Origin of the sequence: Xylocopilactobacillus apicola (genome assembly GCF_033095985.1) — a bacterium.
In the GTDB taxonomy this organism is placed as follows: domain Bacteria; phylum Bacillota; class Bacilli; order Lactobacillales; family Lactobacillaceae; genus Xylocopilactobacillus; species Xylocopilactobacillus apicola.
This window is the reverse complement of record NZ_AP026802.1, coordinates 802,137-819,270: the sequence shown is the minus strand read 5'-3', so window position 1 is coordinate 819,270 and position 17,134 is coordinate 802,137. Positions and strand designations below refer to the sequence as shown.

Here is a 17,134-nt window from a genome sequence, read left to right as displayed (position 1 = left end):
ATCGATTAGTTAATTCACCTCGATAACCGTTGGACCATCAAGTGCGACCAAATTCTTCTTCACTGGTTTATGATACATCGAAAAAAGTACTTCACCATAAACTTTAAGCTGCCCTTCATAGCGCTTAATCAAGGTTTTCGTTCGCTCAAAATTATTTTTATTTCCTAAATGATCAGTTTTATAATCTAGGAGAATAATCTCTGTTGGAAGATTTAAAAATCCATCAATAATTCCGTGAATTAAAACACTATCTTGAGTTCCAAATTGCTCGTTTGGATAGAGAACATTGGGATTAGCGACCGCTTGAAAGGACTGCTCTCTATAAAAAACGGTTGATTCATTCAAAATCAATTGTCCTAAATCAGTTTCAAAAAATTTAACAATCGGCGAAAGTTTTATTTGCGAACCAACTGACACTTTGATCAAATTTCTAGCAACTAACTCTGATATTTTGGTTTGCAAGCTTTCCTCAGTTGGCGCTTTTTTTAAAGAAATTTCTCTTAACAGTAAATGCGTGGCACTTCCTACTTCAGAGGATGTAACTTTTTTATTACCTTTAAATTCCGGCAAAGCAAATTCGTTTTTCTGAACATTAAAAGCACTAAACCTTGCAGCCTGCAAATTATCATCATCTGGTTCTTGAAACAACGTCTTTAAATCAGACACAGATTGATAAGCCGATGTCTGCGTTGCACCGAGTTGTGAATATTGCCAGGAAAATGCCGTATCAATCTCTTTTAACTTCAATTGATCACAAGGATTGATTAAATCACTTAGCTCAACATTTTGTTTAATTTCGGTTGTCTTAGTAACTGGCTTTGCTTCAACTTGAATAATTTTAATTTGAGCATGATTATTAACATTTTTAGGAGCTGAAATAGCACTATGTTCATCAAGTGCCAGAACTTGTCCTTTTAGAGCCAGTTTAAACATTTTTAAAAATGAATTAGCCTTTTCCCGTTCTTCTTTAGACAAAATTAAATCAGGGCTGACATTAGAATCAAGCAAATCGTTCAAAAATGATTCATCGCTACCCACTACGATTAATTTTTCTTTTGCACGAGTCATTGCAACGTAGAGAATTCTCATTTCCTCAGAAATCAGCTTGCTCTTTTCTTTTTGTTTGATAAATTCAATTTGCGGCAAGAAATAAGAAATATTGTGCTCATCAATTAAATTCAAGCCAATTCCCGCTTGCTCATTAAGAACATAGCTGCCTGAGAAATCTCTTAAATTAAACTGCCGATTCACTCGGTAAAGAAAAACTACCGGGAATTCCAAGCCTTTTGCTGCGTGCATTGTTATCAATTGGACTGCTTCTTGATCTTCTGATTTTTGCTCAGCAATTTTAGGGCGGACCGAAGATTTTTCAACGCGCTCCAAGTATCTAACAAACTCACCAAGTCCGCTAATCCCTCGTTCCTGAAAATCTTTAGCTTGAAGTAAAAAAGTCCGCAAATTGGCAATTCTAAAACTACCTCCAACCATTAAACTAACGTAATCCAAGAAATGTTGATCTTGATAAATATTCGTTAAAAGTTCGACCAAGTTATGATTTCCAGCAAGTTCACGTGCATTTTGAATTAAAGCACAAATTCTTTTTAATTTGTCACTCAATTCGTCTTCGAATGCCTCCTGATAAGCAAGGGCTGCCTTCCAAAATGATTTTTGTTCATCCTTTGAACGAATTAAAGCCAAATCATTATCGCTAAGACGACCAAAAGGCGACTTTAAAATCGCAACGAAAGGAATATCCTGATCAGGATTATCAACGACTTTTAAAAGAGAAATAATAACCTTGATTTCAGTCGTCACAAAAAAATCTTCGTTCTGCCCACTGAAAATATTCAAACCAGCCTGCGCAAAAGCTTCAGTAATCACTCGATTTTCAGCCTTGGTCCGCGTTAAAATCGCAATGTCACTCAGCTTAACTTCTCGTAGTTTTTTAGTCTGAATATCATAAATTTGTTCATGATGACCTAACATTTGTTGAATCCGCTGAACTGTTACTTGTGCAAGTGCCTGCGATTGAGAAAAGTCCTGTTCAGACCCATTTTCAACAAGAAATTCAACCTCAGAATCAAGGGTTGACGGATAATACTTCGCACCAAACTGCAAGTGGGAATTCTCATCATATTCTAACTCACCGACCTCTTGATCCATTAATTGCTCAAAGAAAAAGTTAACCGAATCGTCAATATTTTCTACCGATCGATAGTTTTGAGCAATTATAATTACTTCCTGATCGACTTTGGCAGGATCTTGAAAATCTTGATACTTTTTGAGAAAAAGGCGCGGATTTGCGTGACGAAAACCATAAATTGACTGTTTGATATCACCAACCATAAAAAGATTGTGCTGATCGCCGCTCAAAGTTGTTAGAATAGCATCCTGCAGATTATTAATATCCTGATATTCATCAATCAAAATTTCTTTAAATCTTTTTTGGTAAGTAGTCCGCGCCACTTCACTATTCGTTAAAATTTCATGAGCAAACCTTTCTAAATCAGAAAATTCATAAGCATTTTCGCTTCGTTTAACTAATTCCACCTTAGATAAATAGCTGATCGTAAATTCACTTAGTAACTTGATTCGCTCTCCTGTTTTCTTAGAAAGCTCGTTGAGTTCTGATTCGCTAAATTGGAATAATTTTTTGAGCCCGGTCCAGGATTTTTTTAAAGCCGTGCGCTCATCTTGAACCATTTGTTTCGTTTCTTGCAGCGCCTCGTCCTTGTTTCTCACCGGTTTAGCACGCGCAAAATCAAAATCAAATAGTTGCTCTTTGACCACAGCATAATCTAAATCTGGTAGTCTTTTTGCAAGATTTGAAAAATAATCAATCCCCTTCAAAGCCTCCTGCAGGTAAAAATCAAGATCAGGATATTCCTCTGAAAGATTAGCAATTTGTTTAAATTTGCTGACAAAAAAAACAATTTGTTGCTTCAAATACGGTTTAAAATCATTGTGATAAAAATAACTATCTGAAAATGTCTTCTCAAACCGATACATTTTATCAAGTGAATTTAACCATTCTTTTTGATTAGCGAGCGATGAAGAATAAGCCTCCAAATCGTGAATTAAATCTTGGTAACGTTGAATTGTTTTACCGTCAGTAAAATTTTTGACTAAATTAAAAAACTCCTGCCCTTTTTTTGCCAAAAACTCCCCAAAAGCTTCGTTAAATGGCGCCAACTTTAGTTCATCAATTTCGTTTTGATCGGTCATAATCCGAAATCCTGGATCAATACCTACAACGTTAAAATAAGCCCGGATTACTTTTTGACAAAAAGAATCAATCGTTTCGATATCGGCCGTTTGAAGACTAGCAATTTGAGATCTTAAAAACTCCTCCTGAGCAAAATCCAAGTCTTCTTGCTGTAAAACTAAATTTAGAGCCTGGCGCAATCGATCACGCATTTCGCCTGCTGCAGCTCTAGTAAAAGTTACAATTAACATTGAATCAAGCGAGGTTCCATTTAAAATGCTTCTTATAATTCGCTGAATTAACACAGTCGTCTTGCCAGAACCCGCCGAGGCGTAAACCAAAATATCTTTGCCTCGCAGTTCAATTGCCCGCTTTTGTGCAGCGGTAAATTCAATTTTACTCATGGAAATCACCCTTCATTAAGTTTAGTAAATCGGCTGGCGTTCTTGGATGCCAAATTCGAAAATCGTGATTTAGTTCTGGATCAAACAAAAGAATTGATTGATAAGAATTATTACGATAGCTCTTAACTTCATCAAAGGTCCTAAAAAGCAATTTTTGCGGAAAACTTCCTTGGTAAATCAACTCAGCCAAAGTTTGAAATCTTTTTTGATTGTATGCAAAAATTACTTTGAACTCGTCTTCAGTATAAGCATTTTGTTGTTTAGCGGTCTTGGGAGTTGGAAATAAATCTCGCCACTTAAGATTATTTTTGCTTAGATCGTCAGAAATCAACTGCAGATAATTTTCGTCGTTTAAAAACAGTCCATTATATTGATAGTTTTTCAGCCAAGTTTGATCAAAATTTGCACCAACTTTTGCATGTTCAATAATCGGATCTTGAATTTGATAAAAGAAACTACCTCCAATTTTTTGAGTCGGAGCTTTAAAATAATAATTTTTCAAAATTTGAAGGTACGTGATTAGCTGTAGATCAAGTCCATTGTAGAAATCATTTAAATCAAATTTACGTTTTGAAGATTTATAATCAATTACGTTAAAGAAATTTCCCACTGTATCCAAGCGATCAATTTTCCCATTTAATTTAAGTGATCGGCTGTCATCAAGCATAAAAATCGGTTGAATCTCATCACCATTCATCCCAAACGACTTCTCGGTAAACAGCGTTTTTGCCGTTATCCCCTGCATTTTAATTGAACGCAAAGTGGAAGTGACCGTCTGTTCCAACAATTCAAGATTAAAACGATCAAGCGCATCATTTAAGAGAAATTCCAAATGCTGATCACGAATTACTTCTTTATATACCTGGTGAGTAATTGTCACTAGTTCTTCATCAGCCAGATTTTTAATCGTACTTCCGCTAGATTTCAAAATTTTGAAAAATTGATCCAAAACGTCGTGAAACACTAATCCGCTCACCAAAGGGTTAACCTCAGAAATTGAACGCTCCCGAACTTTTAAAACATATTTAACAAAAAACTCGTAAGGATTTCTAAAATACGTTTCCATATTTGTAATAGATAATAAAATTTGGCGATTAAAAATCTCCTCAATTAGAGCTGGATCTACCTCATGATTATCATTAATCGTTAAAGCATCAAGCACTTGCTCCAATTCATCATTTCGATTTTGTTGAAACCAATAAAACAAATTTGACCAATCGTCACTTATTTTTTCTTGCTTAACAAGTGCTTCTCTAATTACCTGAACCAAATCGGTAAGTGCTGGATTTGAAAAGCTCAATCGGTCTCTAAAATTAGTCGCATCCGGCAGATCGCTAAAATCCTCAAACGGAATTTGAAATTTGTCGCGTAAGACATTTAAATAAGTTGAAGGCAAAAGGGTTAAATCCTGATCATGCGTCGGAAAGCTAATGAAAAGTTTGGTTTGAGCGAAACTCATCATCAAATAATTTAGTTTTTGTTCTGAATCGTTTTTAGAGTTAACACAATAACGGAGCAGAAATTGATCACCTGTTTCATTGGCAATGGCTGCCAACTCCTCTGTTGAAAACAATAATTCGTTTGGCTCATGATTAAACGGCAGATTTCCATCAACCGCATTAACGATCCAAACGTATTTGTAATCTGCTAAATTAATTTTGTTAAGATCAGCAATCTGGACCTCGTCCATAACCGACGGAACCATTGCATAGGTCTTGGTTTTAAACCCATTCAAAAGAATTTGAGCAAAGTTATTAAAGCTTAATTTTTGATCTTTAAAAATGCTCACCATCTCGTCAAGTAATTTTACAAAATTATTGACTTCCTGTTCAATCTGATCGCTTGCTAGCTGCTTTCCTGTCGCTTCAAGTTCAGATCTTTTTTGATTAAATTTGTCTAAAATTCCACTATCAACAAAGAAATCATAGATAATATTTGAGTAATCCAGAGCCTGCGTTCCTTTCTTTAAATCATTAATTAAAGGAATTAAAAGTTCTTGTGTCATTTTTTTAACTAACAAAAAATTATCTAATTGCTGTGGATTTTTGGCAAATGAACGTTTAAAAATTTCACCTGTCATTTCTAAAGACAAAAAATCTCTTCCAGTGATTCCCAGCTTCAACGCAAAATTCTCAGCATCAAAAATAATTTCTTCACTCAAATCCAAAATCTTTTGCGTCTTTAAAAGATCAAATAAATCTGTCAACTTAATTTGTCCGCGAACAAGATCCAATATTTTTTTTAACAAATAAGTTACCGAAGCATGGGTCATCGAATTGGTAAATTCACCCAAAAAAGGAATTTGATACGATGGAAAAATTTCATTGAAAAATGGTTCATAATCGTTAATTTGGCTCCCAATAATTAAAAAATCACTAAAACGAGCTGATTTTGTGCGAACCAGCTGAGTAATTTCCAGTGCGATTTTTTTGACTTCTGTATAACGATCAGAACAACGAAAAATCTGAATATCTCTTTTTTCTTGAACGTTTTGCTGATTGACAAAAATACTTGCGATTTGTTTATTGGATTCGCTATGATAAGTGGCAAATCGTGGTTTTACACCTTCACTTTGAAGATTTTCCACAATTGAATTTTTATCAATCACAGCGTCGTGATAACGCAAGAAGTAAACATCCTTCGCTTGAACAATTAACTGTTTCAACAGATCAGTTTCAATTTTAGTCATTTCTAAATAATCGAAGAAAATAAAATTAGTTTTACTTAAATCTTGGCTTTCTAAATGCTGCGCCAAATTTTGAAAATCGCTTTGTTCATTACGAAAAGGCTGGGCAATAATCTGTTCATATCTTTGATAAATCAAAGCTAAATCAGCATTTTTCTCTAAATCAAGTTTAGAGTCGCGCAGTCCAGCTAAATCTTTGAAAGTTAGTCCCTCCTGCTCAAAAATTTCGATTTGTTGACGCAAAAGATCAATAAATCCCACGTCAGTTGCAAAATTTCGGTACACTTTTAACTCATCATTTTTTTCCAGCAAAATCGACGTCAAAATCATATTTTTCATACTGGTAGTTAATTCAGGTAACTGAAAATAAGAAGAATCGTTTAAGAAGTACCAAACCAACCGATTAAAAGAATAAATTTTAAGATTAGGCATGCTAAAAAAAGATGTCTCGTTAGCATTTAAAAGATTGAGCATTTTAATTTCAGTTTTGAATTTTAAGTTATTTGGAACAATCAAAAAAATTTCTTCATCCGTTGGCAGAGAACGAATTTTCTTTGCAATAATTGATAAAAAGTCGGCGCGAGCACCGCCCTGTATAATTTTGAAAACCAATTTATTTTCCTTATTTCTTAATTTTTGTTTTATTTTTGATGTTTTTAAAGCACGAGAGCAACAAAGTTTTAGAATAGTATCATTCAAACAAAAGAATTCGGAGGATCCGAAAATCAAAACTTTGACCAAAGCCCGCGCAAGTTCAATTGCCTACGGGAAATTAATTCTTAATGGAGAACATGCGGTAGTTTTTGACCGACCAGCCCTTGCCGTTCCGATTAATTCTTTACAAACGAAAGTTTTCATTACCGAACAGAGCCGCAAAGGAATTTACCTCAAAAGCAAATACTTTTTTGGTAATTTGGAAGATTGCAAAAACATCCTGCCATCATTATACGCATTAATTAAAGAGTTTTTAATCTATATTGAAAACCCGCAAGCAAATTTTCAGGTTAATATTGAAAGTTCAATTCCTGAGGCTAGCGGGCTTGGTTCAAGTGCAGCAGTTGCTTGGAGTTTGGCTAATGCTTTAAATCGTTATTTTGGGACAAGTTTGAACAAAGAGGAATTATATCGTTTTGCAAATATTTCCGAAGAAATCGTTCATACCAATCCCTCTGGACTCGATTTAATTACTTCTAGTAGTGCAACTCCTGTTATCTTTCAAAAAAATAAAAAAGCAGCTAAGTTGCAAGTCGCCTCTGATCTCAAAGGATTTATCGTCATTGCAACGACCCCTAAGCACGGATTAACCAAAAATGCGGTGATGCAAGTAGCCAAAAGTGCCCAAATGCATCCGTTTTTATACGAAAATTACTTTAACCAAATTGAAAATATTACTACCAACGCGATTGAGCATTTAACTAGCGGAAACTTATCTGCTTTTGGCAATGATCTCACAGAAAATCAAAAGGTTCTAGCTAAGATGCACCTGAGCACTCCGAAAATCGATGAACTTTTAACGCTTGCTCGAAATAATGGCAGCTTAGGAGCTAAAATTACCGGCAGCGGACTTGGCGGGAGCATCTTCGCTTTAACTGAAAATTATCCTGATGCGGTAAAGCTTGAACAGTTATTTTGTCAAGCAGCAGCTAATTTCACTCATATTATTGCTTTAAAAGAGTACACCAACTAATGGCTCGCGCAATTGCTCATCCTAATATCGCTTTGATCAAATACTGGGGCAAAGCTGATCCGCTAATTAATTTACCAGCAGTCCCTAGTATTTCTCTAACTTTAAGTGAACTCGAAACATCTACTTCAGTTACAATTGATCCTCAACTGAACCAAGATGTTTTTATTTTGAATGGAAAAGAAACGATTAATCCAAAAGTCGAGCTCATGATGAACGCTGTTCGTAAAATTGCTAAAAAAGAAGTTTTTGCTTCCATCAAAAGTTCTAATAATTTCCCAACTTCAGCTGGGTATGCTTCTTCAGCCAGCGGCATGGCAGCAATTGCTTTAGCCAGTAATCAAGCTTACGAGCTGGGTTTAGATCATGACGGACTTGCAAGGCTTGCTCGACTTGGATCAGGTTCGGCAACGCGATCCATCGACGGCGGGCTAGTTAGTTGGCCAACTGGGACTGATGTGTCTTCTTTTGGTCGCGCAATTTTACCGCCTGAAGAAGTTCCTTTGGCGGTGTTTTCCGTCACAACAACTGCCGCCAACAAAAAAATATCCAGCACCGATGCAATGCAAATCGTTAGCTCAACCTCGCCTTATTACCCAACTTGGGTGCAAAATTCCACCGATGATTATTTTAAAGCCTTAGAACTGATTAAGAAATCTAAGTGGGAAGATCTATTAGCTCTCGCCCAAAATAATGCATTAAAAATGCACGCAGTAAACCTTGCTGCTAGACCAGAGATTATTTATTGGCAACCTGAATCGCTGGCAATTATGCAGCAAGTCCAAAAAATTCAGACCGAAAAACAAATTCCAGTCTATTTTTCGCTTGACGCTGGACCTAATGTTAAACTTTTAACTTTACAAAAATGGGTCAAAGAAGTAGCAACCGAATTTGCAACTTGGGACCTTCAACTAAGCTTACCAGGTAAAGGAGCTCAAATCATTGATCAAAATTAAAGTTCCTGGCAAACTTTTTATTTCAGGTGAATATGCCGCAATTTTTCCGGCATCTCATTCGTTAATTGTGCCAGTTAATCGATATTTAACAGCAGAAATTTATGCAACCAACACAAATTATTCATTGATAAAAAGCGAGCAGCAAGAGTTGAAAATTGATTTCTTCAATTTAAACATTGAACAGAAATTTTCCGAATTTTGGCAGCCCGTGGTTTCTGCGCTGCAAGCTGCTCGATCTTATTTGATTGCAAAAAATCAACCGCTTAAAAATTTTGTCTTGGACATTACAAGCGAACTCAATCATCCGGCGTATGGAAAAATTGGCCTTGGTTCATCTGGTGCGGTCACGGTTGCCACGATTAAAGCCATTTTGTACTTATCGAAAATTGAATTAACTAACGAAGACCTTTTCTGCTGCTCTTTAAAGGCCCAAAGAGAGCACTTTGCCAAAAGTTCTTTCGGTGATTTAGCAATTGCTGTTTATCAAAAACCACTTTACTACCAAAAGCCGCCTTCCCTTGATAAACTCGGACTAATTCAACCCTTTGATTGGCCATCTGATTGGCAAATTTTTGTCGGTTTTACCGGACATCCTTTTAAAACAGAAGTTGGTGTGACCAGATTTAACGAATTATCGGAAAATGTCCAAAATAATTTCTGCCAAAACATCAATCACCTGACGACTAAACTTTATAAAGCATTAATTGAGCAAACGAACCCCACCGAAATTTTTCAAGAAATCGCTGATCTATATTGGCGTTTAGATCGTGAAGAAAAAATTGGAATTTTTACTACAGCGCTAAAAAAACTAATATTAACGGCGCGCGCTTTAAAAATTCCCGCTAAACAATCGGGTGCAGGTGGCGGTGATTGTGGCATCGCAATCGGTTTAAAAGAGTGTCAAAACGAGCTTTTTAATTCATGGCAAAAAGCCCAGATTATGCCCTTAAATTTGGAGGTTATTACTTGAGTAAAGCAGCACAAAGGAAGAATGAACATCTTAGCATTTTTGAAAAATATTATAATCCTAAAGCTACAAATGACTTCGATGAAATTAGATTGATTCCAAATTTATTACCAGAACTCAGTCTTAGTGAAATTGATCCAAGGATTGACTTTTTAAATCATCACTTTCCCCACTCATTTTTTATCAATGCAATGACGGGGGGAACTGCCCGGGCACAAGAAATTAATGCTCAACTTGCTTCAGTCGCTAACAAATTCCACCTCGCGATGGCAGTTGGTTCACAAAAAATTGCTTTGGCTGAACCTGAATTGCGTCAAACTTTTAGTGTCGTGCGCCAAGCTAATCCAGATGGTTTTATTATTGCTAATTTAAATGCTAATCAAAACGTCCAGCAAGTTAAAGAAGCGATTGCAATGATCGATGCCAATGCCGTGCAACTCCACCTCAATTCTTTACAAGAGCTAATCAATTCGACGGGTGATCGCAATTTTCACCTATTAGCCAACATTGACAAAATCATTAATAGCATTGAAAAACCTGTGATCTTAAAATCTGTCGGCTTTGGTCTAAGTCCTCATGATCTGCGTAGTTTACAAGACATTGGCGTTAAGTACGTCGATGTTTCTGGCACCGGTGGCACGAATTTTATCCAGATCGAAAATCAGCAAAACAAAACTCATCAGCTTGCCTATCTGTCTGAGCTTGGACTAAGTACTGTTGAAACTTTAAGAGTCGCCCAGAATTTTCCTTTTGAAACTATTGCAAGTGGCGGGATTCGTAACCCTTTAGATGTTGTTAAATCACACGTCTTAGGGGCAAAAATGGTCGGAGTCAGCGGAACTTTTCTGCATCCTTTAATCAAAAAAGAACCCCAAGAATTGGAGCTCTTAATTGAACAATGGATTGAAGTCTTGCCAAAAATTATGCTAATGCTCGGCAAAAAATCCATTGCTGACCTTGCTAAAGCCAAATATATTCCTTCAATTAAGCTAACTAACGCCGGAGATTTTTTGGATAAAAGTTTTTGATGCGATTTTGAACCCAATGACCAAAACCAAAAATATAACATTTATAAGAAAGAGCGGCCCATTTCTTTTGCGGCGCAAAAGACTCAATTGTCAGCTCTTCTCCATGAATATAATTTTTGAATTGTTCATCATCTAATTCAATAACTGTTTGATAATTTTCCTGTGGTAAAGCCAAAAAGATCTCTTGGTGGGCAACAAAACGCTGTTTCTTCATTTCACCAATCTTGACACCTTTTTTAATCAAATGAAGATCTTTAATTAATTCATAAAAAGCGGGATTTAAAACATAATAGTTTGAATCCAGAACTATTACATTCTTTAAAGGCGACTTAAAGGTGGCTTGCATAAAATCCTCAAAAACTGGAGAAATTTTAACATTTTTTCCATACTTCAACTCAACAGGCGCTAATTGCCCACTTTTACGAAATTTAGCAATAAATTGGCCTTCTCCTTTAAATAAATGTGGATAAAGACGCAAACATTTGGCTAGTTCTGAATTGCCATCGGCGTAATCCGGAACCCCTGGCGCTCCACCTGGAGGCATTTCAATCATTTCTAAACTTAATTCTGGATTACTATTTAAAATTTCAGCAACAACCCCCTCATCTTCTTCAGGTGAAAAAGTACACGTTGAGTAAACTAATGTGCCTCCTGGAGCCAACATTTTTATGGCTTCACGGAGGATTTTTTTTTGCGTTTTGGCACAATTCGCTGGATAATCGGGATTCCAATAATTGACCGCTGCAGGATCTTTTCTAAACATCCCTTCTCCTGAACAAGGAGCGTCAACTAAAATTTTGGTAAACGTTGTTGGAAATTGAGCTGCCAAATCCTCGGGAGACATATTACTCACTGCTACATTTTGATACCCCATTCTCCCAACGTTCTCTGCCAAAATTTTGGATCTTTTCAAATCAATATCATTAGCTAAAACAAAGCCATCGTTATGTAACTGGGAAGCTAAGGCTGTCGCTTTTCCCCCCGGCGCTGCACATAAATCTAGGACCAAATCCCCGGGCCTAGGTGCCAGAATTTGTGCTGGGTACATCGCACTTGGCTCTTGACTGTAAAGAACCCCTGATAGAAATTCAATGCTTAAGCCGCTTATTTTGCCATAATGAGCATGAGGAATTGAAGGAATCGATTGATAAGAGCTAAAATCAGTTCTACTTCTTAACGGTTCCACTCGAAAAGCATTGATTGGCACTTGATCAAAACTGGCAATAAAATCATTTGCGTCTGATCCTAAGATGCGGCGATATTTTTCAATAAATTCCGCAGGTAATTTCATACTTAATTAATCAATCCCTTTCTAATTTATTCCGTTAGCATCTTATATTTTGATAAATAGTCCCCGAGCCCGACTGAGAGCACCATCGCTAGATAAAGAACAAATGCCAGAAAATAGTCATTAATGATGTATTGTGTTTTTAATCCGACAACTAAAATAAAAGTCACTAATACTAAATCAAGTAAAACTGTCAATAAATCTGCATGTTTTTTCTCGCTTTTGCTATCTATCTCAAACTGATAAGCAACGGCTACAATCATCATCATAATTACTAATAAGTCCAAAAGAATGAAAACCCAACTATGTTTAAGCCAGCCACTACCGATTATTGGAATTTCACTTGGTAAGAACTTTTTCTCGCCTTGAGCCTTAAAAATCTTTTTAAAGTGCTTTGGATGTTCAATTACTTTAGGTCCATCCCCCACAACCTTCACTTGATTAAGTTTGAGATCAAGCGGCATGCTACGGCTATTAACACTAACAAAGACCTTTTTATTAAGCTGATCGGTTTGACTAGAACCAGTAAAACCAATCGCTGAAATATAATGTCCATCTAAAAGATAATAATTCTGTAACTCTGTTAAATAAACATTAGTCTTTACATCACGTCCAACAAGCGCAAATGGCACATCAGCATTAAAATCTTCTAGTGCAAAACGTCGACCTTGAGTCAAAGGCAAATTCATCGCCATTCCCTTAGAAAAGACGTAAATAACCTTATTAGGCGCTATAAATTGAAGCTGAAATTGATCATCATCTTGCATTGAATTTTCAACTTTCTTTAACGCGCTCTTTACCGTGGTTTTACTTTTTGTTGGAAAAACCAAAGCATTCGTAGAAAGCCCGTTATTATTTAAACGAACTCGATTAGATCGTTTATCATTTTGACTAAAGATAACGACCAAGCAATAGGCAAGAAGCCCGATCACTAAAAAATTAGCTATTTTTTTCCACATTTTATTCAACCATATAGATCCGATCGTGATATAAATCAAAATCAGAAAACCTTTTATTTAACCTTATCATTTTTTTCAGATTAATAAAATGGACTTCGGACCAAAATTCATCTGAATTTGTTTTTCCATTATGCTCACCGATCACGAAAAAATTCACTTGAGGCTTCGAGGTTCGGATTAGACGCAAAATTTCTAAATCGAAATTATCTTGATCAGGACTCCAAGCAAGAATTATCGAAGCGAAATCATTAAGATGACGTGCTAAATAACTCTTAGCGTCTGCATTAACTACTGGTAAATACTCGTTTAAATTCTCCGTTTCACTTGCGTAGCTTAAATTATCTACAGCTGTTACTTGAAGCCCGTGTGATGCTAAACGTGCAGCTAAAAATCCATTTCCCGCGGCCAGCTCTAAAACTGGCCCATTCACAAAATTAACTAAATCATTAAGAAGCACTTCATTCAAAATACAGTATAAACCTAAGTTTTCTCTGACTACCGTTCGAAAATCAATCAAAAGATGATCGAGCTCACTAATTTTGGCTGTTAAATCATTAACTGTCAAATTTCCAAAAATCAGTTCAGAAATTTCAGATTCAACCAGCGGCAAATAAGGGAGCGGGTTCTTGGGATACATTCCCTGATTTAAGTCTGCGACGGCCATTTTTAAGGTCTTAATTTTCCCTTGAATCTCCTCTGGTAGAATTAAACCCAGCCGATCAAAAGATTCGAAATATTGCGTAAAATTCATGCTTCTATTATCTCATTTTGCCAAAATAAAAAAACACCCTTGACAGGTGTTGAATTAATTTAAAGTTTAGCTTTAGCTTGTTTAACTAAATCAGCAAATCCTTCTGGATCACTAATTGCAATTTCACTTAACATCTTCCGGTTCAAATCGATTGAAGCTAACTTCAAACCGTGCATCAAACGACTATATGAAATATCGTTCATCCGAGCTGCCGCGTTAATCCGAGCAATCCATAATTTACGGAAATCTCTTTTAACTTGACGACGATCGCGAAATGCATAACGATAAGATACAAAAAGCTGGGAATGTGCTGCCTTAAATTGAATATGTTTAGCTCCACGATAACCCCTGGCGAGCTTTAAGACCTTTTTTCTTCTTTTGCGTGCGGACGGGCCGCCTTTTACTCTTGCCATTCTTTTTTCTCCTAATTATTTCATATTTGTTAGCATTCTACCAATGCGTTTCATATCTGAATGACTAACCATTGCAGATTTTGCTAATTGTCTTCTTTGCTTCTTTGTCTTGCCATGAAAACGGTGGGAAGTAAAAGCGTGCGAACGTTTAAGTCCTCCACTAGCAGTTCTCTTAAATCTTTTGACAGAAGCTCGATGCGTTTTAAATTTTGGCATAATTTACCTTTCTACTTGTTGTTTTTATCAACTTTAGGAGCTAACAAAAGAAACATGCTCCGCCCGTCCATTTTAGGACGAGACTCAACATTAGCAATATCTTCTGTTTGCTCAATAAACTTGTCTAAAACTTCACGACCAATTTCACTATGCGTAATTGCTCGTCCTTTAAACCTAATGCTGGCTTTAACTTTTTCACCTTTAGCAAGAAACTTGCGAGCATTATTTAGCTTAGTATTAAAATCATTCTGGTCGATTGTCGGACTTAATCTAATTTCCTTAACACTAACGACTTTCTGATTCTTCTTTGAGTCTTTGTTCTTTTTCTCCAAATCAAAACGATACTTGCCGTAATCCATAATCTTCGCTACCGGTGGTTTTCCATTCGGTGCAACGATTACGACATCTAAATCTTTTTGGTGAGCGAGTTCAATCGCTTCTTCTTTTGATTTGACCCCGAGTTGCTCGCCGGTATCAGAGATCAATCTCACTTCATGAGCCTTGATCCCCTCATTTACGATCATATTTTTAACTATTGCTTTCACCTCAACTTTAAACTTAAATATAAAAAAACAGGATTCCCTACAATCCTGCCCAAATATCTTCTTTGAAAGATACCCAGAGGATTTACATAGGTGAGAACTTGAGTTCTACTTGACTGACAATATCATATTTTACTCTTTTTTAAGAATAATTCAAGTTATTTCGGATCAGCGTGATTAACCACGCGTTGTCGTCTCTTAGTAAACGAGCGATAGAACAAGAAAAGCCCAATCCAAAGAAATATCAAACCGACATAGAAAAATTCTGGCAAAATTGCCAAAACCATATACCCAGCAATCCCGGCTAAGCAGCCAGCCAAAATCCAACCGTCATTTAAATTCACCAAATAAAAAATAATATTAATAACTAAACCCACCCAAGGTAAAAAGAAAATCGATTTTCCTACATTTTGATAGGATTGAATAAAATTAGCATAGTTAAATTGCGTGCGATTTCCCAAAATTAAAATCAACACTTCGATAAAAATCGCGAAAATATAGATCGTGTTAAAGATAAAGGGGAAATCTTTACTCAAATTCTTCATTTTAGCTCCCAGATTTTTAGATTATCTGAATTTTAACATACAAATTGTTATTGCCCAAACCCCAAAAAAATGATAGTATTTATTGGTTGTGGAGAGTTGGCAGAGTGGTAATGCACCGGACTCGAAATCCGGCGAACCGGCTTATACCGGCGCGCAGGTTCAAATCCTGTACTCTCCTTTAAGTAGTGTCGATGAGCGTCGATGGCCAAGGCAAAACCGTGTAAACTCGGGATTTATGTCGATGGCTTTTTTGTTTTCTGACAACAAAATGACAACATTTGAGTTCGATTTTGGTTACGTCCTTTTTCAAGAAAATGTGCCTACCAAATTCTTTTGATTAGATTTGAATTCGGGATCGATTTAATGTACTCATCCATAAAATTCCAATCAACCTTCCCAGCCCCATCTACCGGCAAATTAATTTGTTGAGTTCTGAGGCTGCTTTTTATATTCTGGCGGTGCCAAAGAGTCTGCTCAATCGTATTGCGCAAAACTGTCGCAATAAACAATCCATTATATTCATTTAAATGTTCATTAGATAGTACCGCAACTTCATTCGAAACGATGGTCGGTGCTTCTTGATAAAAAAATTTCCAATTGATCCCCTGGTGCTGATACTTACAAAATTTTCGTAAATATTATTCCTGCTTGGATCAATATTTAGAAAACTCTTAACTCCATTATTGGCAGCAAAGGAGCTCACGAATGGAGTTGATCATTTTTCTTCTTTTAAAATTAATCATCATACTTTTTGATTTTACTTTGCCAAGACTCATTCCAAAAACTCTCTCTAGGAATAAATGGAAATCTACCGCTAGGATCAGCTTTTGTTTTCCTATCAAATTTTCTACCAATATCCATTGCTGCTATCTGACCTGAATAAATCGCTGCAGCAACCCCTGATAAAACGGTTGATACACTTCCAACTGAATATAGATTCTCAATACTTGTCATTTGAAACCTATCCGTTAATACAAAACCATTCATTGTTTCTATTGGTAAATTGCCCAAAAATCTCGTTGTCCCGTTTTTAACTTTGTAAGAATTATAATCATAAACTATCCCATTAAATTTTTGGATAATATCAGAATCAATACCTTCATTTTTGTCTTTAATATTTGCACTATCGGGAATCAAAAAATAATCAACTTTTTTAAATTCGTCACTAATTTCCTCAGATAATCGTTTTATAGATTCTTCTACGTTTCCTGCTACAAGAACAGAATTCCAATCATATTCTTTTTTTATTTCTCTGGACAACTCTTCTGGCGTATGTAGCCCTATAGTTTTTTTACCAAAATCTCTCATTACATCTGGAAAAGTCATAATACCTGTTGCAATAACAACTATTTTTGATGTATAAGTTGAAGTCTCGGTCGAAACTTCAAATGAATCGTTTTCCTTTTTTATTCTGTTTACGGATTCATTAAAGGAAAATTCTACACCAAATTTTAATGCTTATTCATATCCTTATTCGTCTCAAGTAAAGT

General features: G+C 36.0%; 14 protein-coding genes, 1 tRNA gene and 1 pseudogene. 5 read left to right on the top strand and 11 right to left on the bottom strand.

The window, feature by feature from the left end:
• Positions 1 to 9 precede the first annotated feature (9 nt).
• Positions 10 to 3,609: a helicase-exonuclease AddAB subunit AddA gene (addA, locus tag R8495_RS04115; RefSeq protein ID WP_317636286.1), complete on the bottom strand. Its 3,600-nt coding sequence runs from the start codon at positions 3,607 to 3,609 to the stop codon at positions 10 to 12.
• On the bottom strand, positions 3,602 to 6,907 hold the full coding sequence (locus R8495_RS04110; protein WP_317636285.1) for a PD-(D/E)XK nuclease family protein: 3,306 nt from the start codon (positions 6,905 to 6,907) through the stop codon (positions 3,602 to 3,604). Before R8495_RS04110 ends, addA begins: the two co-directional genes overlap by 8 nt.
• A gap of 121 nt (positions 6,908 to 7,028) precedes the next feature.
• Between R8495_RS04110 and mvk the strand changes: the two genes are divergently transcribed.
• The 4 genes from mvk to fni are packed head-to-tail and all read left to right on the top strand — an operon-like array spanning position 7,029 to position 10,930.
• Positions 7,029 to 7,982: a mevalonate kinase gene (gene mvk / locus R8495_RS04105; protein ID WP_317636284.1), complete on the top strand. Its 954-nt coding sequence runs from the start codon at positions 7,029 to 7,031 to the stop codon at positions 7,980 to 7,982.
• Positions 7,982 to 8,935 carry a diphosphomevalonate decarboxylase gene (gene mvaD / locus R8495_RS04100; protein ID WP_317636283.1) on the top strand — a complete coding sequence of 318 codons (954 nt, stop codon included), beginning with the start codon at positions 7,982 to 7,984 and terminating at the stop codon, positions 8,933 to 8,935. Before mvk ends, mvaD begins: the two co-directional genes overlap by 1 nt.
• Positions 8,922 to 9,905: a mevalonate kinase family protein gene (locus R8495_RS04095; protein ID WP_317636282.1), complete on the top strand. Its 984-nt coding sequence runs from the start codon at positions 8,922 to 8,924 to the stop codon at positions 9,903 to 9,905. The genes mvaD and R8495_RS04095 overlap by 14 nt, the downstream gene beginning before the upstream one ends.
• Positions 9,902 to 10,930, top strand: coding sequence for a type 2 isopentenyl-diphosphate Delta-isomerase (gene fni / locus R8495_RS04090; protein WP_317636281.1), 1,029 nt, complete (start codon positions 9,902 to 9,904; stop codon positions 10,928 to 10,930). The genes R8495_RS04095 and fni overlap by 4 nt, the downstream gene beginning before the upstream one ends.
• Here the strand turns inward: fni and R8495_RS04085 are convergent.
• The 7 genes from R8495_RS04085 to R8495_RS04055 form a co-directional block, all read right to left on the bottom strand.
• Complete coding sequence (locus tag R8495_RS04085; protein WP_317636280.1) at positions 10,896 to 12,221, bottom strand: methyltransferase RsmF C-terminal domain-like protein; 1,326 nt, start codon at positions 12,219 to 12,221, stop codon at positions 10,896 to 10,898. The two genes, fni and R8495_RS04085, sit on opposite strands and share 35 nt — an antisense overlap.
• Positions 12,222 to 12,247: 26 nt before the next feature.
• Positions 12,248 to 13,177, bottom strand: coding sequence for a hypothetical protein (locus R8495_RS04080; protein WP_317636279.1), 930 nt, complete (start codon positions 13,175 to 13,177; stop codon positions 12,248 to 12,250).
• 1 nt (position 13,178) lies between these two features.
• Entirely contained in the window at positions 13,179 to 13,928 is a 750-nt protein-coding gene (locus tag R8495_RS04075) for a class I SAM-dependent methyltransferase (RefSeq protein ID WP_317636278.1), read from the bottom strand.
• Positions 13,929 to 13,987: 59 nt separating this feature from the next.
• The gene (rplT, locus tag R8495_RS04070) at positions 13,988 to 14,341 is read right to left on the bottom strand and encodes a 50S ribosomal protein L20 (protein ID WP_317636277.1); all 354 of its coding nucleotides are present in this window, start codon (positions 14,339 to 14,341) and stop codon (positions 13,988 to 13,990) included.
• Positions 14,342 to 14,356: 15 nt separating this feature from the next.
• Positions 14,357 to 14,557, bottom strand: a complete 201-nt coding sequence (gene rpmI, locus R8495_RS04065; RefSeq protein ID WP_317636276.1) for a 50S ribosomal protein L35 — start codon at positions 14,555 to 14,557, stop codon at positions 14,357 to 14,359.
• Between the two features lie 11 nt (positions 14,558 to 14,568).
• Entirely contained in the window at positions 14,569 to 15,081 is a 513-nt protein-coding gene (infC, locus tag R8495_RS04060) for a translation initiation factor IF-3 (RefSeq protein ID WP_317636583.1), read from the bottom strand.
• A gap of 176 nt (positions 15,082 to 15,257) precedes the next feature.
• The gene (locus R8495_RS04055; RefSeq protein WP_317636275.1) at positions 15,258 to 15,644 is read right to left on the bottom strand and encodes a hypothetical protein; all 387 of its coding nucleotides are present in this window, start codon (positions 15,642 to 15,644) and stop codon (positions 15,258 to 15,260) included.
• 90 nt (positions 15,645 to 15,734) lie between these two features.
• Between R8495_RS04055 and R8495_RS04050 the strand changes: the two genes are divergently transcribed.
• A tRNA-Ser gene (locus R8495_RS04050) sits at positions 15,735 to 15,822 on the top strand.
• A 142-nt stretch (positions 15,823 to 15,964) separates the two neighbouring features.
• Here the strand turns inward: R8495_RS04050 and R8495_RS11145 are convergent.
• Positions 15,965 to 16,246, bottom strand: a complete 282-nt coding sequence (locus tag R8495_RS11145; protein WP_425613262.1) for a restriction endonuclease subunit S — start codon at positions 16,244 to 16,246, stop codon at positions 15,965 to 15,967.
• A gap of 133 nt (positions 16,247 to 16,379) precedes the next feature.
• A pseudogene (locus tag R8495_RS04045) lies at positions 16,380 to 17,081 on the bottom strand (NAD(P)-binding domain-containing protein); the annotation flags it as partial.
• Positions 17,082 to 17,134: the final 53 nt, after the last annotated feature.